This window comes from Pseudoalteromonas sp. MTN2-4 (assembly GCF_042848605.1).
GTDB lineage: Bacteria > Pseudomonadota > Gammaproteobacteria > Enterobacterales > Alteromonadaceae > Pseudoalteromonas.
The window spans coordinates 51,996-76,639 of the sequence record NZ_BTGK01000009.1; the positions used below are offsets into that span (position 1 = coordinate 51,996).

At 41.9% G+C, this 24,644-nt stretch carries 29 protein-coding genes and 3 tRNA genes; 20 read left to right on the forward strand and 12 right to left on the reverse strand.

The annotated features are described in order from the left end of the window. Positions 1-91 precede the first annotated feature (91 nt). From ACGHEH_RS17560 to coaBC, 3 genes are all read right to left on the reverse strand, one after another. Complete coding sequence (locus tag ACGHEH_RS17560; RefSeq protein WP_390447940.1) at positions 92-2,848, reverse strand: S9 family peptidase; 2,757 nt, start codon at positions 2,846-2,848, stop codon at positions 92-94. Between the two features lie 365 nt (positions 2,849-3,213). Further along, positions 3,214-3,804, reverse strand: a complete 591-nt coding sequence (gene slmA / locus ACGHEH_RS17565) for a nucleoid occlusion factor SlmA (RefSeq protein WP_130254124.1) — start codon at positions 3,802-3,804, stop codon at positions 3,214-3,216. A gap of 206 nt (positions 3,805-4,010) precedes the next feature. Beyond that, a complete protein-coding gene (gene coaBC, locus ACGHEH_RS17570) occupies positions 4,011-5,198 on the reverse strand; it encodes a bifunctional phosphopantothenoylcysteine decarboxylase/phosphopantothenate--cysteine ligase CoaBC (protein WP_390447943.1) in 1,188 nt (395 codons plus the stop codon). Positions 5,199-5,330: 132 nt separating this feature from the next. On the opposite strand from coaBC, the gene radC reads away from it, so the two are divergent. The 3 genes from radC to rpmG all read left to right on the forward strand — a co-directional run bounded on the left by radC (position 5,331) and on the right by rpmG (position 6,681). Further along, complete coding sequence (gene radC, locus ACGHEH_RS17575) at positions 5,331-6,005, forward strand: DNA repair protein RadC (RefSeq protein WP_390447946.1); 675 nt, start codon at positions 5,331-5,333, stop codon at positions 6,003-6,005. Positions 6,006-6,277: 272 nt separating this feature from the next. Further along, the gene (gene rpmB, locus ACGHEH_RS17580; protein ID WP_058028557.1) at positions 6,278-6,514 is read left to right on the forward strand and encodes a 50S ribosomal protein L28; all 237 of its coding nucleotides are present in this window, start codon (positions 6,278-6,280) and stop codon (positions 6,512-6,514) included. An 11-nt stretch (positions 6,515-6,525) separates the two neighbouring features. Further along, positions 6,526-6,681, forward strand: coding sequence for a 50S ribosomal protein L33 (gene rpmG, locus ACGHEH_RS17585; protein WP_005493124.1), 156 nt, complete (start codon positions 6,526-6,528; stop codon positions 6,679-6,681). Between the two features lie 144 nt (positions 6,682-6,825). Here rpmG and asd read toward each other — a convergent pair whose 3' ends face one another. Together asd and rsgA are read right to left on the reverse strand one after the other, a co-directional pair. After that, positions 6,826-7,683 carry an archaetidylserine decarboxylase gene (gene asd, locus ACGHEH_RS17590; RefSeq protein ID WP_390447952.1) on the reverse strand — a complete coding sequence of 286 codons (858 nt, stop codon included), beginning with the start codon at positions 7,681-7,683 and terminating at the stop codon, positions 6,826-6,828. A gap of 60 nt (positions 7,684-7,743) precedes the next feature. Then, positions 7,744-8,802 carry a small ribosomal subunit biogenesis GTPase RsgA gene (gene rsgA, locus ACGHEH_RS17595; RefSeq protein WP_390447955.1) on the reverse strand — a complete coding sequence of 353 codons (1,059 nt, stop codon included), beginning with the start codon at positions 8,800-8,802 and terminating at the stop codon, positions 7,744-7,746. Between the two features lie 202 nt (positions 8,803-9,004). Between rsgA and orn the strand changes: the two genes are divergently transcribed. From orn to alr, 17 genes are all read left to right on the forward strand, one after another. Further along, the gene (gene orn, locus ACGHEH_RS17600) at positions 9,005-9,550 is read left to right on the forward strand and encodes an oligoribonuclease (protein WP_138628444.1); all 546 of its coding nucleotides are present in this window, start codon (positions 9,005-9,007) and stop codon (positions 9,548-9,550) included. A gap of 330 nt (positions 9,551-9,880) precedes the next feature. Then, a tRNA-Gly gene (locus tag ACGHEH_RS17605) sits at positions 9,881-9,956 on the forward strand. A 285-nt stretch (positions 9,957-10,241) separates the two neighbouring features. Beyond that, positions 10,242-10,317: transfer RNA gene (locus tag ACGHEH_RS17610), tRNA-Gly, on the forward strand. A gap of 190 nt (positions 10,318-10,507) precedes the next feature. Next, the gene (rpsF, locus tag ACGHEH_RS17615; RefSeq protein ID WP_058028561.1) at positions 10,508-10,849 is read left to right on the forward strand and encodes a 30S ribosomal protein S6; all 342 of its coding nucleotides are present in this window, start codon (positions 10,508-10,510) and stop codon (positions 10,847-10,849) included. A 29-nt stretch (positions 10,850-10,878) separates the two neighbouring features. Continuing rightward, positions 10,879-11,202 (forward strand): primosomal replication protein N, encoded by a 324-nt coding sequence (gene priB, locus ACGHEH_RS17620; RefSeq protein WP_130254141.1) that lies wholly within the window; start codon positions 10,879-10,881, stop codon positions 11,200-11,202. Between the two features lie 11 nt (positions 11,203-11,213). After that, positions 11,214-11,441 (forward strand): 30S ribosomal protein S18, encoded by a 228-nt coding sequence (gene rpsR, locus ACGHEH_RS17625; RefSeq protein WP_010386263.1) that lies wholly within the window; start codon positions 11,214-11,216, stop codon positions 11,439-11,441. Positions 11,442-11,477: 36 nt separating this feature from the next. Continuing rightward, positions 11,478-11,930 (forward strand): 50S ribosomal protein L9, encoded by a 453-nt coding sequence (gene rplI, locus ACGHEH_RS17630; RefSeq protein ID WP_138481601.1) that lies wholly within the window; start codon positions 11,478-11,480, stop codon positions 11,928-11,930. Positions 11,931-12,198: 268 nt separating this feature from the next. Next, the gene (locus ACGHEH_RS17635) at positions 12,199-12,627 is read left to right on the forward strand and encodes a type IV pilin protein (protein ID WP_390447960.1); all 429 of its coding nucleotides are present in this window, start codon (positions 12,199-12,201) and stop codon (positions 12,625-12,627) included. Beyond that, complete coding sequence (locus ACGHEH_RS17640; protein ID WP_390447963.1) at positions 12,611-13,075, forward strand: GspH/FimT family pseudopilin; 465 nt, start codon at positions 12,611-12,613, stop codon at positions 13,073-13,075. Before ACGHEH_RS17635 ends, ACGHEH_RS17640 begins: the two co-directional genes overlap by 17 nt. Next, entirely contained in the window at positions 13,066-13,506 is a 441-nt protein-coding gene (locus ACGHEH_RS17645; RefSeq protein WP_390447966.1) for a prepilin-type N-terminal cleavage/methylation domain-containing protein, read from the forward strand. The genes ACGHEH_RS17640 and ACGHEH_RS17645 overlap by 10 nt, the downstream gene beginning before the upstream one ends. After that, on the forward strand, positions 13,484-14,023 hold the full coding sequence (locus tag ACGHEH_RS17650; protein WP_390447969.1) for a PilW family protein: 540 nt from the start codon (positions 13,484-13,486) through the stop codon (positions 14,021-14,023). The genes ACGHEH_RS17645 and ACGHEH_RS17650 overlap by 23 nt, the downstream gene beginning before the upstream one ends. Beyond that, positions 14,020-15,858 (forward strand): polymer-forming cytoskeletal protein, encoded by a 1,839-nt coding sequence (locus tag ACGHEH_RS17655; protein WP_390447971.1) that lies wholly within the window; start codon positions 14,020-14,022, stop codon positions 15,856-15,858. Before ACGHEH_RS17650 ends, ACGHEH_RS17655 begins: the two co-directional genes overlap by 4 nt. 174 nt (positions 15,859-16,032) lie before the next feature. Then, positions 16,033-16,596, forward strand: coding sequence for an RNA polymerase sigma factor (locus ACGHEH_RS17660; RefSeq protein ID WP_390447974.1), 564 nt, complete (start codon positions 16,033-16,035; stop codon positions 16,594-16,596). Next, on the forward strand, positions 16,589-17,065 hold the full coding sequence (locus ACGHEH_RS17665; protein WP_390447977.1) for a hypothetical protein: 477 nt from the start codon (positions 16,589-16,591) through the stop codon (positions 17,063-17,065). The genes ACGHEH_RS17660 and ACGHEH_RS17665 overlap by 8 nt, the downstream gene beginning before the upstream one ends. Positions 17,066-17,075: 10 nt before the next feature. Next, on the forward strand, positions 17,076-18,014 hold the full coding sequence (locus ACGHEH_RS17670; protein ID WP_390447980.1) for a DUF4097 domain-containing protein: 939 nt from the start codon (positions 17,076-17,078) through the stop codon (positions 18,012-18,014). Between the two features lie 146 nt (positions 18,015-18,160). Further along, positions 18,161-19,540 (forward strand): replicative DNA helicase, encoded by a 1,380-nt coding sequence (gene dnaB / locus ACGHEH_RS17675; RefSeq protein WP_058028570.1) that lies wholly within the window; start codon positions 18,161-18,163, stop codon positions 19,538-19,540. 45 nt (positions 19,541-19,585) lie between these two features. Continuing rightward, complete coding sequence (gene alr, locus ACGHEH_RS17680; protein WP_390447983.1) at positions 19,586-20,674, forward strand: alanine racemase; 1,089 nt, start codon at positions 19,586-19,588, stop codon at positions 20,672-20,674. A 34-nt stretch (positions 20,675-20,708) separates the two neighbouring features. Here alr and ACGHEH_RS17685 read toward each other — a convergent pair whose 3' ends face one another. The 7 genes from ACGHEH_RS17685 to yjgA form a co-directional block, all read right to left on the reverse strand. After that, positions 20,709-21,137 carry a secondary thiamine-phosphate synthase enzyme YjbQ gene (locus ACGHEH_RS17685; protein ID WP_390447986.1) on the reverse strand — a complete coding sequence of 143 codons (429 nt, stop codon included), beginning with the start codon at positions 21,135-21,137 and terminating at the stop codon, positions 20,709-20,711. Beyond that, positions 21,134-21,601, reverse strand: coding sequence for a chemotaxis protein CheX (locus ACGHEH_RS17690; protein ID WP_390447990.1), 468 nt, complete (start codon positions 21,599-21,601; stop codon positions 21,134-21,136). The genes ACGHEH_RS17685 and ACGHEH_RS17690 overlap by 4 nt, the downstream gene beginning before the upstream one ends. A 69-nt stretch (positions 21,602-21,670) precedes the next feature. Beyond that, entirely contained in the window at positions 21,671-22,105 is a 435-nt protein-coding gene (locus ACGHEH_RS17695; RefSeq protein WP_058028574.1) for a transcriptional repressor, read from the reverse strand. Between the two features lie 140 nt (positions 22,106-22,245). After that, positions 22,246-22,617 carry a rhodanese-like domain-containing protein gene (locus ACGHEH_RS17700; RefSeq protein WP_349284764.1) on the reverse strand — a complete coding sequence of 124 codons (372 nt, stop codon included), beginning with the start codon at positions 22,615-22,617 and terminating at the stop codon, positions 22,246-22,248. Positions 22,618-22,781: 164 nt separating this feature from the next. After that, positions 22,782-23,453 (reverse strand): OmpA family protein, encoded by a 672-nt coding sequence (locus tag ACGHEH_RS17705; protein ID WP_390447995.1) that lies wholly within the window; start codon positions 23,451-23,453, stop codon positions 22,782-22,784. Positions 23,454-23,620: 167 nt separating this feature from the next. Further along, positions 23,621-23,697: transfer RNA gene (locus ACGHEH_RS17710), tRNA-Ile, on the reverse strand. A 325-nt stretch (positions 23,698-24,022) separates the two neighbouring features. Next, a complete protein-coding gene (yjgA, locus tag ACGHEH_RS17715; protein WP_390447998.1) occupies positions 24,023-24,544 on the reverse strand; it encodes a ribosome biogenesis factor YjgA in 522 nt (173 codons plus the stop codon). Positions 24,545-24,644: the final 100 nt, after the last annotated feature.

Here is a 24,644-nt window from a genome sequence, read left to right on the forward strand (position 1 = left end):
TGGTTAAGAGGTTTATTATCCAGAGTTCAGGTTAATTAATAAAGCCTGCGGTTGCAGGCTTTATTAATTGTATTTTTTATCGGTTGTTCAATTACTCAGGCTGGTGTTTAACTCCGTTTTTGATCCAATCAGCCGCAGGTTTTCCTTTTAGGTGATGATCAAAGTACTCCATCATACGAATTGAGAAATCTACTTGGTTCGGGAATTTCTTCAAGTGATGTGGCTCGCCCTCGTATTGTAAGAAAATGGCATCTTTATTGTGTCTACGAAGTGCTAAGTAGTATTGAATGCCTTCTTGCCATGGTACCGCGCCATCGTCATCACCAAACATGATCAGCACAGGTGTATTTACTTTGTCGGCAAAGAATACAGGCGAGTTTTCAATGTATAAATCGAGTGCTTGTGTCAGCGGTTTACCAATACGGCTCTGGCCAGTTTCATACTGGAACTGACGAGCAAGACCCGACTTTAAACGAATACCACTATAAGCTGATGTCATGTTAGACACTGGCGCGCCCGATACAACCGCTTTAAACATATCTGTTTGCGTGATCATAAAGGCACTTTGGTAGCCTGCCCAAGAGTGACCTTGTAAACCAATCTTATCAGGGTGTGCAACCCCCATATCAATCAGCTTTTGCGCGGCGTTGATCATGGTTTGAGTTGATGATGGGCCCGGCTTACCAATTTCAAAACGAATATCAGGTAAGAACAATGCGTAACCGTTCGAGGTAAACATTGGGAAGTTCGGTCTGTGGTTTAATTCCATTTTCGGGAAGTTATACATACGTTGGCTCATATAGCGGTAGAAATAAATCACCGTAGGTACTTTATCACCTTCTCTATAGCCAGCAGGTTTGATTAGCACACCTTGTAAGTCTTCGCCGTTATAACCTTTATATTGCACTAATTCAGGTTTGCCACCCCATGCAAAGTTCTTCACTTGTGGGTTTAAGTCTGTCACTTTTTTAGTCTTTGCGAATGTGCTGGTGGTTTGCCAAAAATCAGGGAACTGATGATAGCTTTCTGTGGTGAAAATCAGTTTGTCGGCATGTTTAGCTTTAGCGACTAGTGCATAGCGGGCTTCGCCTTTTAGTACTGTTTTTACTTTACCTGTTGCTAGGTCCAGCGTTGCCAAGCCCGACTGTTTATTTTCAGTGTTGTGGGTATGCAGCATTAAGGTGTCATTTGTAGCAAAACCAAGCTGATTTTGATCAAGATACTTTACGCGGTATTGGGTGTTTGTTTCGCGGCCCTTTGTTAATCGAGTCGCGTGTTGTGTATTGACGTCGAATGCCCAAATATCAAACTTCGAGTAGACATACACAATTGAACCATCAAGTTGCCAACCTGCAAAACCATAGCCAGGTTGCTCGCTCGGGTAGTCGTGCTTGTCGTCGGCGAAAATCGCCTCTTTTATAGCTTTGGTTAAAGGTGACAGAGATTGCGATGATAAGTCTTTTAACCAAACCTGCTGGTCTTTAAAGAACGCAGCATGGCTACCAGTCGGAGACAGGCTTGGTCTAAACGGTGAACCTTCGATGATCTTGGTTTGATCGCCAGTTTTCACATTAATGGCAGCATAATCGTTGAAGAAGCCTTCATACATAATGCGTTCTAAATGTGGCTTATCGTTACTTGCGAGTAAGAAGTTCGATTCGGTGTTTAAGCGAATATTTGGCGCTTGCTCGTTAGCAAGCTGCACAACTTGCTCACCATTTAGATGATAAACTGCTTGATAGTGGCGGTTTTTATTCGCTTGTTGCCATGTTTTGGCTTCACGGGTTTTAATTTCAGCATCGTTATTGTGCCAAACCTGTAGGCCTTTTTGCGCACGAATAGTGTCGAAGTCAGTGAGAGATGCTTCGTCTTTATACTTCAACTCTTTTTCTTTAGCTTCAAGCAGGGGGCGGTTTTGGAAGTATAAGCGCTCACCTTGCTCAGACCAGGTTAGTTTAGCTGTTTTACCTGTGAACCACCCTGCTGGGTTATCAATCTCTTTTAAGGTATTGGTATCACTGTGCCATAGACTAATTTGATGGTCGCGACGACGTGTATCATCATTGACATAATTGGCCATGTTAAAAGCAACAATAGGCTTTTTAGGGTGCCAAATTGCTTGGCTTAAGGTGACCCCTGGCTCGTTGAATAAACTGCTTTGCGTTTGCGTGTTTAAATCAAAAAAGCCAATGTGGTTTTTTGCACCATGCTTAGCATGAACATTAAATAGTACGCCATATTCTTTAGGGCTCAGCGCAAACTTACCAACATGTTCAATGGTGGTTTTGCTCATATCACGCAGGTTTACGATTACCAGTGAATAAAACTTGTCTTTTTTATCTGCCTTAATTTCGCTTTCAGGCTTGTCAGCTTTATGGTCTGTTTTATCGTCTTCTGGTTTTTCTTTGGTGCGATAAGCAAGCCAGTTACCGTCATCACTGATCTGGTAATCAACTACTTCAGCAAAGGTGGTTTGCTTATGTGTGTTGGTATTAATCAAAATAAGATGATTTTTTAGTTTCTTCTTATCTTTTTTCTTGGTGGTTTCTTTTTCTAATAGAGTAGGCACTTGGGTGAACGCCACCCAGTTTGCAGCCTTGTTGATCTGTGGCTTAGTGCCTTGCGGAACTCGGGCAATGATTTTGTTTGTTGTTAAGTCATAGACTAAGCCTTCGCTGTTGCCGCGATAAGGCTTTGCAGAAAAAGTCAGAAATTGGCCGTTTTCAGAAAGTTGCTGGCCTTGTGCATAGCGAAAATCAAATACATCTTTAAACTCAAGGTTTGATTTCGCCGCAACAGGCAAGCTGCACAGCACACTGGCTGCAATAAGAGAGTGGAACGCCTTCATGGTGCAAACCTAATTTTACTTATAAAGGTTTTTTTTATCACGCAGCAGGTAAAGACAAAAGAGCGATGCGGTCAATAACAGTAAGATACCAATCCTCAATAAGACTTAATCATTTTGAGAGATTAAAACTGACGTTAGCTTTGTTGAAAATTTCTTATTTAGAACAACTAAATAGCAAAATTTTCGCCTTGCCTACATGGAAGTCGGTACCTCAACGATAGCAGAACGCGTGAGCGGTGCTACCGACAAATTTTACTTGCCTCAAAACAGAACACTTAATTAAGAGGATTGGTATGAGAGGTGAAACAGTGATTTTTGGGCACAAAAAAAGCGACATCTGTCGCTTTTTAGAATTTAATTGGCGATTAAGCTAACCAGATTTTTTGCAACTCTTGCCACTGTGCTTCAAATTGACTGCTTGGGCGAGTTTTAAAATCACTGCGAACAAACTGGTTCATTTTGCCTTCGATGTAAGCTAGGAAGAAATTGGCCAATGCAGCTTCGTCGGTAGTAAAGGCTTTGCCTTCTCGAAGTTTACGTTCACGTAGAACTTGTTTGAACTGGGTTTCTAACTTTTCAAATAGGCCTTGAATGCGTTCACGCAAACGCTCTTGTTCACCTTGAAGTGCATCACCAGTAAGAATGCGAGTGATCCCAGGGTTTTTCTCTGCGAATGCAAGAATGAGCAGCAAGATGTTATAAATACGACCCTGCGTTTCTTTTTCGTTATCTAAAATGATATTGATACGAGAAAGTAGGGTGTCTTCAATGAATTCAATTAAACCTTCAAACATGCGTGCTTTGCTTGGAAAGTGACGGTACAACGCCGCTTCAGATACGCCCACCTCAGCTGCTAATTTAGCTGTTGTGATACGTTGACCAGGGCTGGTTTCAAGCATTTGTGCGAGAGATTGTAGTATTTGCTCTTTGCGATTACTGCGCTTAGTCGCTGGCATGAATGGTCCTTTAATTTATCGTTATTATGTTCTATTTATACTTTGAATTATGCGGCGCATAATTCAGTGCAAACCCCAACAAGCTCACACTTTGTTGGGGATATGTTAATGGTTTATTCAGCTTGGTGCTAGTGTTTTCAAGTGACTTTCATTCATGTTTTGTACTGAAAAAAATACACCTTTGTAAGCCTTTGTTTTAAGGGTTTTTATAGCTTTTCGGCTAGTGCCTTTAGTAGAGACGTTGCTAGCTCAGCTTTACTATTGACTCCTAAATTGCGCTGTTCATCATGCCAGAACAATGTTAACGCATTGTGATCTGAGTTAAAGCCAAGCCCTTCTTGAGAAACGTCATTGGCGCAGATCATATTCAGGTTTTTCTTTTCTAATTTGCCTTTGGCATATTTTTCAACATCTTGTGTTTCAGCTGCGAAACCTACCGTATAAGGGCAATTGTTTTGAAGGGCGGCAACTTCGGCAATGATGTCTGGATTTTTCACCATAGTGAGGGTGATTTCGTCGCCTTGTTTTTTGATTTTTTGCTCTGCCACATTGGCTGCGCGATAATCCGCAACTGCAGCACAACCGATAAAAATATCTGAGTTTTGTGCGTGTTCAAGGGCAGCATCTCGCATCTCTAATGCACTACTGACTTGGATGACTTCAGCCTTTGTTGGTGGCGTTAAAGTCACAGGGCCTGATATAAGGGTCACTTTTGCACCTAACTTAAGGGCTGCTTCTGCAATGGCATAGCCCATTTTGCCTGAGCTGTGGTTGCTGATATAACGCACTGGATCGAGGGCTTCTCGCGTCGGGCCTGCAGTAATGGCAATGCTTTTACCTGCTAGAATTGGTTCAATGTCATCGCACCTACAAAGTTCAACGAGTTCCATTGGCTCTAGCATTCTACCTGCGCCCACATCGCCACATGCTTGTTCGCCTTTACCCGGACCCCAAATATCAACGCCACGCTCTGCAAGCCTTTTCAAATTGGCTTGCGTTGCAGGGTGAGCGTACATTTGTTGATTCATTGCTGGTGCAACGGCTACTTTAGCAGGCGTTGCCAGCAGCAAAGTGGTGAGTAAATCATCGGCAATACCCGCTGCCATTTTCGCGATGATGTTTGAACTTGCTGGGGCAACGAGAATTAAGTCAGCCCATTTGGCAAATTCAATATGGCCCATGGCCGCTTCAGCACTCGGGTCGAGTAAAGAATCAGAAACAGGTTCTCCAGATACCGCTTGCATAGTCAGTGGAGTAATAAAATGCTTGGCAGAATCGGTCATAACCACTTTGACATTGCAGTTGCGCTCTTTTAATCGTCGAACTAATTCTGCACATTTATAAGCAGCAATACCGCCACTGATCCCCAAAACAATATTTTTTGCCTGTTTCATAGCTTGTTAAATCCAGTAAAAACTTGCTTAAACTCTACCATAGAGAAGTGACTGAGGGGTAACCTGCTTTTGTCTTTTATGATCCTTTGACTACACTTTAGTGCCTAGGAACAAAGGAATTAAGGACAAACTATGCAATTGAGTGCATTACCAAAACACACCCTACCGAGAGAAAAGTTACTGAAAAAAGGCCCGCATGCATTGAGTGATGCAGAGCTTTTGGCAATATTTTTAAGAACTGGAATCGCCGGCATGAATGCCATTGAGCTGGCAGAGTCATTATTATCGCAAAGTCGGTCATTACAAAACTTATTTAATGCCAGCTTAAAAGAGTTCTCTGCTTTTAAAGGCTTGGGAGAGGCCAAATATGTACAATTACAAGCTGTGCTTGAATTGAGTAAACGCTATATGCGTGAAGCATGCTTACGCGATACGGTATTCACTTCGCCGGATGCGGTGAATGACTACTTGTGCTTACAATTAAAAGGGTTAGAGCACGAAGTGTTTATGGCCTTGTATTTAGATAACCAGAACCAACTTATTCATGACGAGATTTTATTTAATGGCACAATAAACGCGGCGAGTGTTTATCCTAGAGAAGTAGTTAAAGCGGCATTGAAGCATAATGCGGCGTCATTAATTTTTGCGCACAATCATCCCAGTGGTATTGCTGAGCCAAGTGAAGCCGATAAGTTAATTACCCAAAAGTTACAAAAAGCCCTCGCTTTAGTGGACATTCATGTATTAGATCACCTTATTGTTGCAGGGAATCGCTGTATATCTTTTGCACAGCGAGGCTTGATTTAAGTGATTTACAGAAAGAAAACGTTAAAAAACGCACCTTTGCTCAAAATATTGCAAATTAGTTTAATTTAAATGCAGTTTTTACTTTCCTAAGCACGATTCGATCATTATAATTGGCCGCTATCAAATTTACATATGAGCTGATTGATAGGACTAGATCCTTGATCTTTGCCTGCTAATGCTGTATAAAGAGCGCCCTCTGATTTACCCCAGGGCAAACAGTTAAGGCCCAAGGGAAAATTAAGCTCGAGCGAAGTTATTGGAGATATATAGACATGTCTAAAGTCTGTCAAGTTACAGGTAAGCGCCCAGTGGTAGGTAACCACCGTTCACACGCGCGCAACGCTACTAAGCGTCGCTTCCTACCTAACCTACAAACACACCGTTTCTGGGTTGAAAGCGAAAAACGTTTTGTTACTTTACGTACTACTACTAAAGGTATGCGTATTATCGATAAAAAAGGCATCGACGCGGTATTAGTAGATATCCGTGCTCGCGGCGAAAAAGTTTAAGGAGCTGAATCATGCGTGATAAGATCCGTTTAGTTTCAACTGCTGGTACTGGTTATTTCTACACTACCGACAAGAACAAGCGTAACATGCCTGAAAAAATGGAAATCAAAAAGTACGATCCTAAAGTACGTAAGCACGTGATTTTCAAAGAAGCTAAAATCAAGTAATTTTAGTTTTACAGAATTCAAAAACCCAGCCTCGGCTGGGTTTTTTGTTTTTTAATAAAACGAGTTTCTAGATTCAAAAAAAGCCATCTATACAAAGTATGGTGGCTTTTCTATTTATATTAATTAACTAAAGTTTAATTAGTATTATTCAATTGTCGCGAATGGTGTGCCCATACGAGTTACTGTTTCAGGCTGCTCGCTACCTAAGAAGTCAGCTTGATCTTTACCCCAAGCTAAAATGACCGTTGAGCCAAGCTTAAAGCGGCCCATTTCATCGCCTTTCTTTAAATGGATTGCTTTGTCGCCTTCAACAGGGTAATTCCATGTCATCACGTCGCGACCTGCAGGTGGTGTAACTGTCCCTGCCCAAATCGTTTCAATGCTTGCTACAATCGTTGCACCTACTAAGGTCATCGCAAGTGGGCCCACTTTGGTGTCGAAAATCGCCACGACACGCTCGTTACGTGCAAACAAGTTAGGCACATTTTTCGCTGTAAGTGGATTTACCGAGAATAAATCGCCCGGTACGTAAATCATCTTACGCAGCGTGCCGTCAATTGGCATGTGGATACGGTGATAGTCTTTTGGTGCTAAATAAATACAGGCAAATTTACCACCCATAAATGGGTCTGCATCATCTTTATCACCACCGTGTAAATCTTGTACGCTGTAGTTATGACCTTTAGCTTGAATAAGCTGACCATCAACAATATCGCCTAATTGACTGATAGCGCCATCTACAGGGTGAGTAATGATGCTTTCATCTTCTGTTAATGGGCGAATGCCTGGTTTTAATGGGCGAGTAAAGAACTCATTAAAGGTTTTATAGTGCGCAGGATCTTCGTAAAGTGCCTCGCTCATATCAATCTTATACTGCTTGATAAACGCCTTAATTAAAGAAGTTGTCACGGAGCCTGCTTCGGCAGCAGCCAATTTACCAACTAGGCGAGAGATCCCATGCTTAGGCATGGCGTATTGCATGGCAATTTTAAATTTATCCATGGGGACTATAAATTCCTAAAAATAATTAGCGCAGATACTAACATAAAAACTGTAAATTTTTTAAACTCTTGGCGCGCGAGCACCCGCGCGGCCATCAGCCATTGATTCTAGAATACGGTGGTAGCTGTCAAAACGTAACTCAGTAATTTTACCCTGCTCAACGGCTTCTACTAAAATACACCCAGGATCATTAAGGTGTTTACAATCTCTAAAACGACAACCACCAATATACTCGCGGAACTCTTTAAAGCACCAAGTTACGCGTTCAACATCTAGATGCCATAGACCAAACTCACGGATCCCCGGTGAATCAATCAAGTTTCCGCCGCTCGGTAAGTGATGTAATCGTGATACAGTCGTGGTGTGCTGACCTAGACCGCTGTTTTCAGAGACTTCTTTGGTAAGAATATCTGCATCAGGCAAAACGGTATTGACGAGCGTTGATTTACCCACCCCTGATTGGCCTACAAAGATGTTGTTTTTACCAACTAAGATTTGCTTAAGCGCGTTAATGCCTTCACCAGTTTTGGTACTAACAAGGTGAACTTTGTAACCTAATTCACGATAGATATCTAAAATCTCATTAATGAACTCAAGCCCTTCATCATCAATTAAGTCGATCTTATTCAGCACTAAGATGGGCTCGATACCCATATCTTCACAAGCAACTAAATATCGGTCGATAATTTGTGGGGTGAACTCAGGCAAAATTGCAGACACCATTAAAATTTGGTCAATGTTTGCAGCAACGACTTTAACGCCATCATAAAAGTCAGGGCGTGTAAGCTGTGAGCGTCGCTCTTCAATGGCCTCTATAACACCAGCGAGGTCACCATCACTGACTTTGGCACGACGAAAGAATACTTCATCACCGCATACTAAACCGCCAACGGTTCTGCGAATATTACAGCGTAATACTTCGCTATCAGTGGTTTCTATATCGGCATGTTGGCCGAAACGGCTTATTACCACTGCTTTTTCAGTCGGACCTAAATTGTCGGTTTGCCACTGGGTATCTTGTTGCTCGCCATGCTGCTGTTTAGCTTTACGCAAGCGTTTTTGATGGTTGGCACTGATCCGACGGGATTGGCCTTTACTGAGTTTCTTTTGTTTTGCCATAGTTACTTAGCTTGTCACTGATCAAAATCGCAATTAATAAAATTGCCTAAAATCACTCTGTTTACTTTGTGAGCATGGCTTAAATGGGCTATAACTCAATTAAATTAAGCGCTTTTAAAAAAAAAGCTTTAGGTAAACAAGTGAAGCTAATATGATATATCTAATTGCATTGGATCTAAAGGAAGTACCGCTAAGGTAGTTTATGTCTTTTAATGAATCAAATTTGATCTGGCTAGATCTTGAAATGACGGGCTTAGAGCCTAAAACAGATAAAATCCTAGAAATTGCTACGGTTATTACTGACGGCGATTTAAATGTATTAGCTGAAGGGCCTGTTATTGCTATTCATCAGAGTGATGAGTTGTTAGATAACATGGACGAGTGGTGTACTAATCAACACGGTCGTTCAGGTTTGACAGCACGCTGTAAAGCCAGCAAGTTCACTGAAGACGATGCCATTGCACAAACTTTAGAATTTTTAAAAGAGTGGGTACCACCTGGTAGTTCGCCTATGTGTGGTAATTCGATTGGACAGGACCGCCGCTTTTTAAATAAGTATATGCCTGAACTTGAGGCTTACTTTCACTATCGCAACCTAGATGTGAGTACAGTGAAAGAGCTAGCTCGCCGCTGGAAGCCTGAATTGCTTAGTGAAGTTAAAAAGAAAAGCTCACACCTTGCACTAGACGACATAAAAGATTCAATAATGGAATTAAAGGTTTATAAAGAAAAGTTCTTTAATCTTTAAAAACTGCTTGCAAAGCACCTGCATTATTGTAGAATCCTGCCCCGCTTAAGAGAGTAACTCTGCGGGGTTTTTTATTTCTAGAGCAAATATTGTGATGCGGCACTAGCTCAGTTGCTCCAGGTAACAGCCGCGACCTTTGCGATGTTATCAACAACATAGAGCTAACTATGGAATGCGGCACTAGCTCAGCTGCTCCAGGTAATAGACGCCACCTTTGCAATGTTACTAACAATATAGAGCTAACTATGGAATGCGGCACTAGCTCAGCTGCTCCAGGTAATAGACGCGACCTTTGCAATGTTACTAACAATATAGAGCTAACTATGGAATGCGGCACTAGCTCAGCTGGTAGAGCGCGACCTTGCCAAGGTCGAGGTCACGAGTTCGAACCTCGTGTGCCGCTCCAACTTCTTAATCTTGCTTTTACGCAAATTAATTAGTGTATAACTAATTATATGCAGTACTAACTCAGCTGCTATAGGAAATGACGCGACCTTGCGTATTTACCGACAAATTAAGAGTTAATTATGTGATGCGGCACTAGCTCAGCTGCGTCGGGTAATAGACGCGACCTTTGCGATATTACAAACAAATTAATAGCTAAATATGGAATGCGGCACTAGCTCAGCTGCTTCGGGTAATAGACGCGACCTTCGCAATGTTACCAACAACATAGAGCTAACTATGGAATGCGGCACTAGCTCAGCTGGTAGAGCGCGACCTTGCCAAGGTCGAGGTCACGAGTTCGAACCTCGTGTGCCGCTCCAATCTTCTTCTTCAAATATATCCTTATTCAACTATAATCTGATTAAAAATTAGTCTTTCCTTGCTTTTTTCATTGCTAAAACTCCCAACTCAACGTAAAATACGCGCTCATTTCGGCTATCACATTTAGTTCCTTGCCTTCCCCCGACTGGCCGAAACGGGACAAGGCTATATTAACCGTAAGGAATATCCATGCGTCATTACGAAATCGTATTCATGGTTCACCCAGATCAAAGTGAGCAAGTACCTGGTATGATCGAGCGTTATACTGGTTCTATCACTGAAGCTGGTGGTCAAATTCACCGTCTAGAAGACTGGGGTCGTCGTCAACTGGCTTACCCAATCGAAAAGCTTCACAAAGCACACTATGTTCTAATGAACGTTGAAGCACCAACTGAAGTAATCAACGAGCTTGAAACTTCTTTCCGCTACAACGATGCAGTGCTACGTAACCTAGTTATGCGTACTAAAAACGCTGTAACTGAAGCGTCTCCTCTTGTTAAAGAAGAGAAAAAAGAAGCAGCTTCTGCTTAATCGTTATTGAATCTGGATTGATTAAATAGGTGACACAGCCTGATCTGTATACAAATCAATATGTGCTCTCGGGTACGGTTTGTAAAACACCCAAATTTAGTCAAAGCCCAGCTGGTATTCCACATTGCACGTTTGTACTTGAGCACAAATCAATGCAAGTCGAAGCCGAACTAAACAGAAATAGTTATGTTCGTCTAAGTGTGGTTGCAAGCGGTGCACAATTGCAGAATCAAACACAGCATTTATACGTTGGGCAGGCAATACAAGTACGCGGTTTTTTAAATCGTCACGAAAACCGAAATGGTTTAAGTCAACTTGTCTTACATGCACAACATATTGAAAGAATTAATTGAGGAAATTACTCATGGCACGTTATTTCAGACGTCGTAAGTTCTGCCGTTTCAAAGCGGAAGGCGTACAACAAATCGATTACAAAGATCTAGCTACTCTTAAAAACTATGTAACTGAAAGTGGCAAAATCGTACCTAGCCGTATCACAGGTACTAGCGCTAAATACCAGCGCCAGCTAGCAACTGCTATCAAGCGTGCTCGCTACTTAGCCCTTCTTCCATACACTGACTTACATAAGTAAGCAGCGGATTAACTCGTTTTTAAAAGGTGTAGAAACATGCAAGTTATTCTACTAGACAAGATCGCAAACCTTGGTAACTTAGGTGACCAAGTTGCAGTTAAATCTGGCTTCGCTCGTAACTTCTTATTCCCTAAAGGTAAAGCAGTTCCAGCGACTAAAGCTAACATCGAAACTTTCGAAGCTCGTCGCGCTGAATTAGAAGCGAAGATTGCTGAAGAACTAACAGCTGCTCAAGCACGCGCTGAGAAGCTAGAAGCATTAGCTGAAGTTACTCTAGTATCTAAAGCTGGTGACGAAGGTAAGCTATTCGGTTCTATCGGTACACGTGACATCGCTGACGCTATCTCAGCTGTTGGTGTTGAAGTTGCTAAATCAGAAGTTCGTCTACCTCTAGGTACTATCCGTGAGACTGGCGAATTTGACGTTGCAATCTCTGTACACTCAGACGTAACTGCTACTATCAAAGTAATCGTTATTGCTGAAGCTTAATCTCAGATTAAGTATTGAAAAGCCGCGTGTTATGCACGCGGTTTTTATATAAAAAATAAAAACTATCGCACTCCCTCTTCGTTTAAACATCTCACGGATCTGAGCAAACGGTACATTGTGTAATTACATGTAATCCGTTCCTTTTTCATAAACATATATTATGTGGTATTTTAACTGCGGGTTTTGTCATACCTAATAACAAGTTAAGCTTTTGTTCCTTGTTAGCTTTGTGTTAAAAATGACAGCGCTGTTTTGTTTTGGGTAGAGTATGAATTCTAGAGTAATTACAAAAGGTTTTACGCTAATTGAGCTGTTAATTGTGGTTGCAATTGTTGCGATTACAACGACATTAGCGTATCCATCTTATCAAAGGTACATCCAAGATGGGCATCGTTCAGATGCACAACAAGGCATGTTGCAAACTGCGGCAATTTTAGAGCGAATTTACTCAAGAAACGGTGGTTATCCACATAGTAATAGCTTTACGGATTTACCTAAATCAGCAGTTTATACGTTCGAGTATAAACATGACCCAGATTTACCTGTAGGGTCACCTGACTTTAGAAGTTTAAAGTTCACCTTAAAAGCAACGCCAAAAGCCGGTAGTGTCCAATCTTCTGACAGGTGTGCCGTTTTAGAGATCGACCAAACAGGTAAAGCAACAGCAAGTGGGAATGGCAATGACTGCTGGAAATAAACAAAAGTCACGCGGCTTTACTATGATTGAGTTATTAATCACGCTTGGTTTAGTGAGTATTTTAGCCATGCTAGCCGCTCCGTCATTTGCTCAGTTTATAAAACAAGAACGCTTGACTAAAACAGCCAACCAATTAAACGCTGTATATCGTTACGCCAGAAGTGAAGCGGTAAAGCGAGCTCAAACAGTTATTCTTACTAAGCAAGACGCTTCTTGGTTAGTAGAAATTGAAGTCGCAGGTGGCAGGGAGACGTTACGACAGTTCGACTCTAATTACCCAACCGTCAATGCTGAGCTGGTCGATCGTATGATACGTTCAACGGGTGAATTAAATTTACAAAGCAATATTTTAATCTCTGATAACGATACAAATACCGACGATTATCGTTTATGTATTTTGCGTAGTGGACAAAGTTGGTTAGGTAAGGCAGAAGAAAATTGCGCGTAAATGCTGGTTTTTCATTGCTAGAAGTATTGGTGTCTATGTTTATTGCGAGCATAGCGCTGATTGGCTTGGGTGTAACACAGCTAAAGTCACTGCAGTTCGCCAATAATAGCTTTGATTATACTGTTTCTCTTGTGCAGGCGCAGAATGCGATTGAGCGTATGTGGCCAAATCTATGTAACTTGCAGCATAAAAATCCAGCTTTATTTTCAGATCCTGATTTCATTAATACTTTAAAGCCTCCTCAGGCATTGCAATTTCGTTATGAATTAGACACTGAGAGTTTACCCAGTCAATTTAAAACAGAAATGAAAATTACAGTTAGTTGGAAAGATGAACGCGTAGCAGAAGAGCTGCAAAATAACATTTTGAATCAAGTCACGTTAAATGCAAATTATGTTGAGGTACTCAGTGGCTGTTCACCCAAAGTTTAGTCAAACTGGTTATACATTACTTGAGATGTTGGTGGCGATGGCGGTCGGCTTGTTTCTACTCGCTGGTGTTGCCATGTCATATTCGGCGATAAAAAGCACAGTAAGAATGACCCAAGAGCTATCGGATGCACAAGAGGTGATCCGTTATACCAGCCAAGTATTTACGCGTAGTGTTAAACAAACGAACAATGAGCCTATTATTAGTGCTGCCCCTTTGACGATTCAATTTCAGCAACTTGCCAATGTATTATCTTGCCAAGGCACGACCCCAGCTGTGGATTACACTGAAACTTATGCGCTTGAAAACGGTTTTTTGACCTGTGACATTGGCGATGGTAACGGTGCAGTACAACTGCTCAAGGGCATAGAAGCCATTAATTTTGCATATAATAACCATCTAGTCAGCGTGACGGTCAAACCGATAAATATACCAAGTCACTTTGGAGTAGGGCTGCAAATAGATATTGCCACCACGCAATTAATTCTGCTTGAAGCATTTAAGGAAAGCGTATTATGAAGCAGCAGTCAGGGTTCACTTTAATCAAAGTCATGTTAATGAGCACGATGGCCAGTGTCGTGGTGTTTGGTGCACTTAAAGAAACAGTGATCCAAGAGCGTTTAACGGGTAACTTTCAAAAAGACATGAATGCACGTTTACTCGCTGAAAAAGGTATTTTTACGGCAGCTAAAAGTTTGCAAACAGCAGTATCAAATAACACCAACTTGACCGTTGATGAGTTAGTTAATCAATATGGTTTACACACCGGAAACGCTGATATAGGCGATGACACGGCTTATAAAGCACGCTTAAGTAAAAATGCTGATGGGTTACTTGAAATTACGAGTCTAGGCCAGCGCTATTATGGTGATGCGAATCAACAACTTGTTGCCCGTTTTGAATTAAAACCTGGAGATGTTAAATCACCCTTTCAACATGCTGTTACGGGTTGTAAAGGTGTTAATTTATCAGGAAGTGGTGTCGTTGATAGTTATGACTCTAGTAAAGGCCCATACTCTGAAACTAACCGAGACTCTTCAGGTCATGTAAATACTGTGATTGGTGATTCGAGTGTCACCATTACCGGAAATTCGCCGATTAAAGGCGATGTGAAAGCATCGGGAGTGATATATCTTAAAGGCTCTTCACCTATTATCGGAGATGTACACTCAAATACTGGTGTGGAGATCAGTGGAGGGGGCGGTTCAGATTATCGTGTTGAGGGCAATGTCTACTCTGGAGGTTTTTTCACACACCGCGGTGGTGAGGTAAAGGGATACGTGCGAGTGGCGGGCAATGTCGACATGAAGTGGGGGAGTAAGATCATTAATGCAAACAATGATCCCTATGACATCATGTATGGGGGGACGGGTAAGTTCCCTGCGAGTTATCACGCACAAGATAGGGTTGAACTCGACGATGGCACAATAAGGCGAGATGTTCGTTATACAGACGATTTCTTCAGAAAAATGCCAGAGATAGAGCCAGTTAAAGTGTATGACCCAAGCTCTCCAGATTATGACCCTGCGAAGCCAAATAAAGAGTGTGATCCCTTTGAATTACCACTGAACATGCCGGACGTGATGGCTCAAAATCCAAAGCGAAGTCAAGATTTCGCTGTTGGTGCGACACAGATTTATCAATTCACACCTGATATAGGCCGCTTGATGACATCTCAAGTAGGTATCAAAAAGGCTGTTGCGTTAAATTCCAAAAAAGCAGAGATCTATTTGTTTGATAACTTAAGTCAACGACATGGCATTACAGGGACGAATGAAGAGCGCGTGTTTGGCATGAAAAACTTTAAGTTATACAGTGATGGGAAAATGACTATCACAGGGGGCGATGTCATCTTTTTAGTCGATGGTGATTTTGTGCTAAGTGGTAATGCCAAGTTAACCATTGAATCAGGCAGTAGCTTAACGGTATTTACTACCGGTAAAGTGATCTTAGGCGCAAGCGGGCAAGTGATCACTGAAAAAGAGGGAATGACGGTAAGTGGTATCCCTAGTTTGAATTTCTTTTCTTCATATTCTGGCAGAGATGGTTTTCAGGTAAAAGGGGCATCAGATATGTATGCGACAATTTATGCGCCCTTAACACAAGTAAAACTCTCAGGAAGTGGACAACTCTATGGCACAGTTCGTGGCTCAATTATTGACTCTTCTGGTGGTAGTGGTGTGCATTTTGATTCAGCTCTGAAAGATGTGAATTTTGGCTCAGGCGGCGGTAGCAATGAGAAACCTCAGCTTATTTTCAAAGGTTGGTTCTTTGAGTCGGCTAAACCTTTGCCTGATCTAGAAGAAGACGAAGGAGAGACCTCTAACACTGATAATAACAACACGGGTGACTAACAGCACAATATGTAACTAGCAGCATTTCATTGCAAAACTAATTTTGCTTTGTAATGCTGTCTCTTCAAATTTTTTTAATTTCTTTTAAACCTTTTTAAGCCAAGGTGGCGTCTTAGATAATAACAATGAAGCAAAACGCCAAACTGGGTAAAAACCCGATAAAGGAATAACGTCATGTTAATCGATGCCAAACAGGCATTTTCGAATACGAATAAAGACGAGCAAACAGATGACCTAGTACATAGAGTACAACAAGGTGATCAGGCTGCGTTTGCCCAGCTTTACCGTCAGCATGAAAAACCTGTATTTGCGTTATGTTTGAGGCTGCTTGCAGATCAACAGCATGCAGAAGATGTCACGCAAGAGGTATTTGTACAGTTGTGGCATAAAATTTCACAGTTTCAGGGTCAGTCAAAATTTTCAACTTGGTTGCATAGTGTAACGAGTAATATTGCCATTAGTTATTTACGCAAACATAAAAACTGGCTGCAAAAAGTTGTGAGCTTTGAGCAAAGCGGCATGGATGAACAAAGCCTAGCCATGTGTAATGGGTTAAACGGACTAGATAAACTAATTTTGCGTTTGCCTGAGCGTGCTCGTTTGGTATTTGTACTTCATGCAGTTGAAGGCTATCGCCATGAAGAAATAGGCAATATGTTAGGCATGGCTGTTGGCTCAAGTAAGTCGCAGTATCATCGCGCAAGACAATTATTACAGGAGTGGTACGAGCATGAGTAAAGTCAACTTTGACGACTTCTTAAAAGAAGAGCTAGCAAAACCAAGTGAAGTAGCGCCTAGTCGCGACTTATGGCCTGGTATTGAGCGAGCAATTGCAGAGCCAGCTAAGAGCAGTATCAATGACAAGCAGTATTGGCCCAAGGTGACAGGTATTGCAGCGTGCTTTATCGCGGGTTTATTAGCATGGAATGTCAGTATAATGGGCCCTGAGCAAAACACGATGAGAGATTTAAGTGCATTGTTTGAACAGCAAAAACAAGCATTACTCGTACAGTATGAAGCACAGCCAGCTTTAACAAATGACTGGCAACAACAACTTGATGAATTAGAGCAGGCCGAACAAGCTGTGAAGCTTGCCTTACAAAATGACCCTGAAAATGCCGCGTTGCTTAAGATGCTCGCGCAGGTTTATCAGCAACAATTAGATTTAATCAACCGTGTACATGCACCAAGTTGGCAACAAATTTAGGAGAAGAAAGATGAAACAACTACTAACAGGACTGCTATTTTTCCCCATTGCTTGCTTTGCCGGTGAAGCCATCGATAAGCAAATCTCAGTACCCGCCAATGGTAAGATTGTAATTGAAAACCAGCGCGGTGAAGTAGACATTAAATCTTGGGACAAGTCAGAATTTAAGGTTACGGGCTCACTCGATGATATTGCTAAAGGTTATAAACTTGAGAACAACGGCTCTGTCACCGAGTTTATTGTTGAAATGCCGAAGCGTTATAAAGGCTGGAATAAAGGCGATGGTTCTAAACTGACTATTTATATGCCAAAAAACAGTGAGTTGAGCTTTGAAGGCATAAATGTGAATATCTCTGCGACTGAATTATTAGCCGGTGCCCGTATTAAAACGGTTAACGGTGACATCAAAGCGACGCAGCTTGAAGGTAAAGTAAGCCTTGAAACGGTTAATGGCGATGTTGATGCAAACAATCTATCGGGTGATTTACGCTTTGAAACGGTTAATGGTGACATCAATGATACTAACTCTAAAGGTGAATTGCGATTCAATGCCGTGAATGGTGATATTGAAAGTGACACTGAAGCGACAGATATTCGTCTTGAAAACGTTAATGGCGAAGTAGACTTCAAAGTTGCCTCTTTAAGGGACTTGCGTCTAAATACAGTGAACGGCGAGATTAAAGTACAAGTTAAAGTGCTACAGTCTAATGCTCGCATTAATATGGATACTGTAAGTGGTGATGTTCGCTTGTATTTCCCGAGCGACGTGTCAGCTCGCTTTGATATTGACGCACACTCAGGCGGTCGCATAATAAATGAGTTAAGCAGTGATAAAGTAAAGAAGGCCAAGTATGGCCCGTCACGTGAATTAGAATTTATTCTTAATGGCGGTGATGCCGATGTTGAAATTGATACCGTCAGTGGTCGTATTGAATTAAAGAAAAACTAGGCACATCGTAAAGTTGATAAGAGGTCTCTATGTGAGGCCTCTTTTTATTTCAGCTATTCTAATAATTAGAAAGTCGCTTTACGCTTTTAAGTTGCTTCGCTAGGAGCTAAAATACTGCTCTTAATTCTTTCAGATTGTGTAGTGCTATGGCTAAACCAGATCATCAAGTCGATACCCTCAAAGTTCCTCCTCATTCAATCGAAGCCGAGCAGTCAGTGCTTGGTGGTTTAATGCTTGATAATCAGGCGTTTGACCGTGTTGCTGAGTTGGTTGTATCGCAAGACTTTTACACTCGCACGCATAAATTAATTTTTGAAGCGATGGAAAAGCTGGTTGAGCAAAGTCAACCTATCGACTTAATCACTATCTCTGAAAGCCTAGAAAAGAATAACCAACTGAGTGCGGTGGGTGGTTTTGCATATTTGGCAGAAATTGCTAAAAACACGCCAAGTGCTGCTAACATCGATGCATATGCTGCGATTGTACGTGAGCGTGCGGTTGTTCGTGAGATGATCACAGTTGCGAATGAAATTGCCGAAGCGGGCTTTAATCCTGAAGGGCGAGATAGCCATGAACTCCTCGATTTAGCGGAAAGTAAAGTATTTAAAATTGCAGAGCAGCGCTCAAAGAGCACTGAAGGCCCGCAAAGTATTCACTCAATCTTAGAAAAAACAGTCGATAAGATTGAAGAGCTTTACCAGTCACCGCAAGATGGTGTTACAGGGGTGAGTTCTGGCTATAACGACTTAGACCAAATGACTGCAGGTTTACAACCGTCAGATTTAATCATTGTTGCGGCGCGTCCTTCAATGGGTAAAACCACCTTTGCGATGAACTTGGCTGAGCATGCGGCGATGACCCAAGACAAGCCTGTACTGATTTACTCACTTGAGATGCCCTCAGAGCAGATCATGATGAGGATGCTGGCTTCTTTAGGCCGAATTAACCAGACTAAGGTACGTACAGGTCAGTTAGATGACGAAGATTGGGCGCGTTTATCGTCAACCATGGGTCTATTGATGGAAAAAGGCAAGATGTACATTGATGATGCTTCAGGCCTAACACCAACCGATGTGCGCTCTCGTGCGCGCCGTATTGCTCGTGACCACGGTGGTATCAGCATGATCATGGTCGACTATTTACAGTTAATGCGTGTACCTAGCTTATCAGATAATCGTACCCTTGAAATTGCCGAAATTTCTCGTTCATTAAAAGCACTAGCAAAAGAGTTGCAATGCCCGGTTATCGCGCTATCTCAGCTTAACCGTACCCTAGAGCAACGTGCCGATAAACGCCCGGTAAACTCTGACTTACGTGAATCGGGTTCAATCGAGCAGGATGCCGACTTAATCATGTTTATTTATCGTGATGAAGTGTATAACGAAGACAGCCCAGATAAAGGCGTGGCAGAAATAATCATAGGTAAACAGCGTAATGGTCCAATTGGTAAGGTTAGGTTAACCTTCCAGGGGCAATTCTCTCGTTTTGACAATTACGCAGGTCCTGCATTTGATGATGAGTATTAAGCACTAGCAGCTTAATACTTTTGCAGGTCGCACACGAGAGGCTGTATGAGATTAGCAACCGCAGAAATTAACTTAACCGCGCTGGAACAAAACCTCGCACGCATCAAAAAAATTGCCCCAAATAGCAAAGTGATGGCAGTATTAAAAGCCAATGCATATGGGCATGGCTTGGTGACGATTGCACAGCATTTGCAGGGGGCAGATGCATTTGCTGTGGCCAGAATCGATGAAGCCTTGGCACTTCGAGCTGGTGGCCTTACCAAACCTATCGTCTTATTAGAAGGTTTCTTTGAAGCGAGTGACTTACCTATTTTACTGGCGAATAACTTCGAAACTATCATTCATGACGAGCATCAATTAACTGCACTAGAGCAGGCCAATTTAGATGCACCGATTGCTACTTGGCTTAAAATAGATACCGGTATGCATCGTTTAGGGGTTGAGCCTGAACAACTAGAGCAGTTTTATGCTCGCCTTAAAGCCACTAAAAATGCTAAGCGTAATGTGCGTTTAATGACGCACTTCCCCTGTGCTGACGATACTAATAACGAAAAAACGCTTTCTCAGATCCAACATTTTTCCAAATTAGTCGGTGATAAAGTCGAACAAACTTGTTTGGCCAATTCTGCGGGCATAATTGCTTGGCCAGATAGCCATGGCGACTGGATAAGACCCGGACTTATGCTATATGGCGTTTCACCTATGCTTGACTCAGTCGGCTCAGAGCATGGTTTATCAGCGGTGATGTCTTTAAAAACACGCGTGATAGCAAAGCGTGCTATTCCTGCGGGAGAGCGAGTAGGCTATGGTGGTCGTTGGCAGAGTCACACAGCTACACAACTTGCTGTAGTTGCCATGGGCTATGGTGATGGTTATCCGCGTCACGCTCAAGAAGGCACACCGGTTGTGATCAATGGCAAACGATATGGCATTGTCGGCAGTGTGTCGATGGATATGATTACGGTAGACATTGGCGCAGAGAATGACTTAGTTCAGGTCGGTGACGAAGTTGAAATGTGGGGTGAAAACTTACCAGTAGAAGAAGTGGCACAATGTGCTGGTACTATTCCTTATGAACTGCTGTGTAATGTCACGCCGAGAGTGAGTTACCAATACATAAAAGATAAAAAATAAGCGGCCAATGTGCCGCTTATTTTTTGATGTGAAATCAATAAAGTTCGCCAGACAAGGTGGCAATAATACTTCTGCCGCCGGCGCAGTCTCTATGCTCACCTAAATACACACCTTGCCACGTCCCCAACATGAGTCGCCCATGACTAATTGGAATGGTGATCTGGTTGCCAAGCGTGCTTGATTTGATGTGAGCAGGCATATCGTCGTCACCTTCATAGTCATGCTTATAGTAGGGCTGACGTTCAGGCACAAAATGATTAAAGTGGCTTTCCATGTCCATACGCACGGTCGGATCAGCATTTTCATTGATTGTTAAACTGGCCGACGTATGCTGCAAGAATAAATGCAAAAGGCCAACTTGATAGTTATGGATCTCGGGAAGCTGTTTGAGAATGTCATCGGTAATTAGGTGAAAGCCGCGAGACTTCGCGGCTAGGGTAAATTTAGCTTGCTGCCAACTCATAGCTTATCGAAGCTCACCTCGATATTGGCGTTACCGTCAGCCGAAGTGAATGGCATAATAATTTTAGTGCCTTCACATTTGTGCGTAATGGTGTGACCTGGGCCCGACACTACAATCGGGGTTGCCATATCAAAGTCATAGCCTTTTTCACCTAGCAAGTTTTTTGCGCCGCCAGTGACCATATTGGTGATTTCACCCACCATATCTGTCACTTCTTCATTAATTGCATCTGGGCGCTCGCCAAGCATGCGCTCCATGATTGTTAGCGCTAGTTGCTCATCAAAGGTAATAGAAAAAGAACCCTTAGTCTGTGGGCCTACCATACCGATCAAGCCCGATACATCGCCTTGCGCAACTTCACCTTTTTTGATTTTTGGTTTACCAGGTGTTAGCTCTGTTTGAGCCATGGTTGCTAAGACATTTATTAATGATGATAAAAAAGGGTTTATGAACTCTACTTTCATGTGCTGTTCCCTTGATTCTTAATTATTCAGTTCTAGGTTAAGTGTAGTGGTTTAATTGCATAACTGCACTTAGTCTTTACACTTTTCACACTTGCCATGTGCTTCTATTGTTTGGTTACTTACCTGAAAGCCTCGCTCAGACGCTAAGTTATTCAGTTCATGCGAAATTAAACTTGAATGAAGCTCGTCAACATGCCCACAATCATCACAGATCAACAACTGTACAGGATGAATATGGTCGAAATGATGGCACAGCATAAATGCATTGGTGCTTTCAATTTTATGGATAAAACCAAGCTCAGATAAAAAGTCTAAAGCGCGATAAATCGTTGCTGGCTTAGCACCAGGCTCAGAGACTTTTAATTCTTCTAAAAGATCATAGGCACCCACGCCACCTTGCTTAGCAGCAAGTAGACGGAAGACTTTTTCACGGATCGCCGTAAAACGTGCGCCACGGTTATCACAGACTTGTTTTGCTTTATCGACTAATTGTTCAACATTCATACTTTAAAATCCTTACACTGCCAAACAATACTATCACATTCTTTAAAATAGTCTTGTTTTCGTGATGATTTATTCCGATATCTCAGCATGTTTAATCATCTTGAAGTGGTGACAAGAGGGCAAATAAAATACTTAAAGTGTTATTTCACAGTGGGCAAACTCTCAGCCTGCCAAGCATTCATATCTCCGCTTAAGTGTAAAAGGTTAAATCCGTCTTTAGACAGCGCACGTTCAAAGATCCCCGCTCTACGACCTGAGCGACAGTATACAACAAGCGTTTTTTGTTTTAGTGAATTGAGTAAATCTTGGTGCTGTTCGATCTTATTAAAAGGAATGTTAATAGCCCCTTTTACATGTCCCGCTGCAAATTCTTCAGGGCTTCTGACATCGATAATTTGATGTGGTGTTGCAGACATTTGATTAATTAGTAGTGCCTGTTGGGATATTTGCTCAGTTTTACCTAAAGCAACGAAACTACATAACAGTATTGAAAGTAGTAGAAAAAAACGCATAGTTATCTCCTATTCATATATTGAGTAATCATACATATAAAATGAAGAAAAGGTTTAGAAGTTCAAGAAGAAAATCTATCAAAATAGGCTCAGTAAAGGGAAATACATTGGAAATTAGAAAGCCCAGTTCTTATATGTGAGCTGGGCTAAAGTATGAAATGAAATTACTTCTTCGCAGGGAAGATGCTGATTTCAACACGCCTGTTACAAGTGCGGCCAGCTTTGGTGCTGTTATCGCAAATAGGCAGAGACTCACCTAGACCTTCGGTGAATAAACGATTTGCTGCAACCTTCTGGCTTTGTAAGTAAGCTTTTACTGAGTGCGCACGCTTTTCAGAGAGAGTTTTATTTAAAAACTCGCTACCAGAGCTGTCAGTATGACCTTCGATTAATAGCTGCGTATCAGGATACTCAACCAGTACTTTCGCAACACCATCTAGTGTCTGATAAATTGAAGTACTTAACTTGTCTGAACCTGAATCAAAGCCGATACCGTTTTGCATAATTAATACGAGTTTATCTTCATCCACTCTTTTTACTTGAACGCCAGAGTTCATTAACTCTTCGCGAAGTGTAGCTTCTTGCCTATCGAAGTAATAGCCAACACCTGCACCGATTGCACCTCCGGTAGTTGCACCAATTAGCGCACGCTTTCTGCGATCATCAGCATCTTTACCGGTCGCTAGACCTACGATTGCTCCCGATACTACGCCAATAATGGCGCCTCTTGTTGCTGAGTTTGTTTCGGTCTCACCCGTAGTCGCATTTTGACGCTGCGACATTTGACAACCTGAAACTAAAATTAATGCACTCAGTGCTACTACTAATTTTTTCACGTAATGTTCTCGACTTGATGTTCTGGTTAAAATAAACGCATAGAGTTAGAAATGAGCTAGTGCCTAGATGCTAGACTTTAAGCCATCAAAAACGCGTATGTTGTAATATGAGTAATGAGTTTATATGGCTTTGATTATTAAGTGGTGAGTTTGAATTTAGGAGTAAATGGTGGCCCCACCTGGACTCGAACCAGGGACCTAACGATTATGAGTCGTGTGCTCTAACCAACTGAGCTATAGGGCCATTTGAAGTTTTTGCTTTTTGTATTTCGTCCTGAAGCTGTTTTCCGGTCTCGGAATCAACGCTCAAGGTCGCTTCGCTAATATCCCAGAGCTTCCTCGACGTTTTCTTTTTTCAAAAGAAAACCCAACTGAGCTATAAGGTTATTTAGAAGTGCTTGAAATCGAATAGAATCGTAAAAAGCGCAGGCAGTATAAAAATTTTTATAGGGCTTGTCACCACTTAAAGTTGAAAAAATCTACTTATCTTGTTCAATTGCTTAATAAAGAATCATTTTAAAGTGTGAAACTGCGGCTAACTTCTCAGCCGCAGCAAGCACACTTCGCAATTAAGGCATCATGACTTCTTTAAGATACTGGAATAGGTCTTTGTAGCCTTTTGCTGGCTTTTCGGCTTTGGCTTCTTTCGCAGCTTGGCGAACTAATTGGCGAAGCTTTTGTCTTTCCAGTGATGGATACTGTTCTAAAAGTTCGTTAATTAAGCTGTCACCGTTATTGATTAACTCGGTTCTGGTTGATTCAATCTTATTAAGTAAAACATCGGCTTGATTGTTTTTGTTAAGCATAAGTTCAATCGCAGCTTCAATGTCGGCGACATTGTCTGTGAGGCGGAGTGTTTTACTGATGTAGTTAATATGACGGCGGTAAGCTTCAGATTTCGCTCTGATCTTGTCAGCAACAACCATGGCTTCTACAAGGTCATCACTAAGTGGTAATCTCTCGCGTTGCTTATTACTCATAGCTGCTAGATCGATAGCTAGTTGTTGGTACTGCTGTGCGTCACGTTTTAGCTCGCTTTTTGAAACGTAAATAATTTCTTCTTCAATAAAGGGTTTCTTTTTCTTAGCCATGGTGCGGAGTTTCTATAAAAATTTTGCGGATTATAACAATTATACGTCATAAATGCTGTGCCTTGATAAGCCGAAGTCGAATATGTGTGTTAGCATTTAG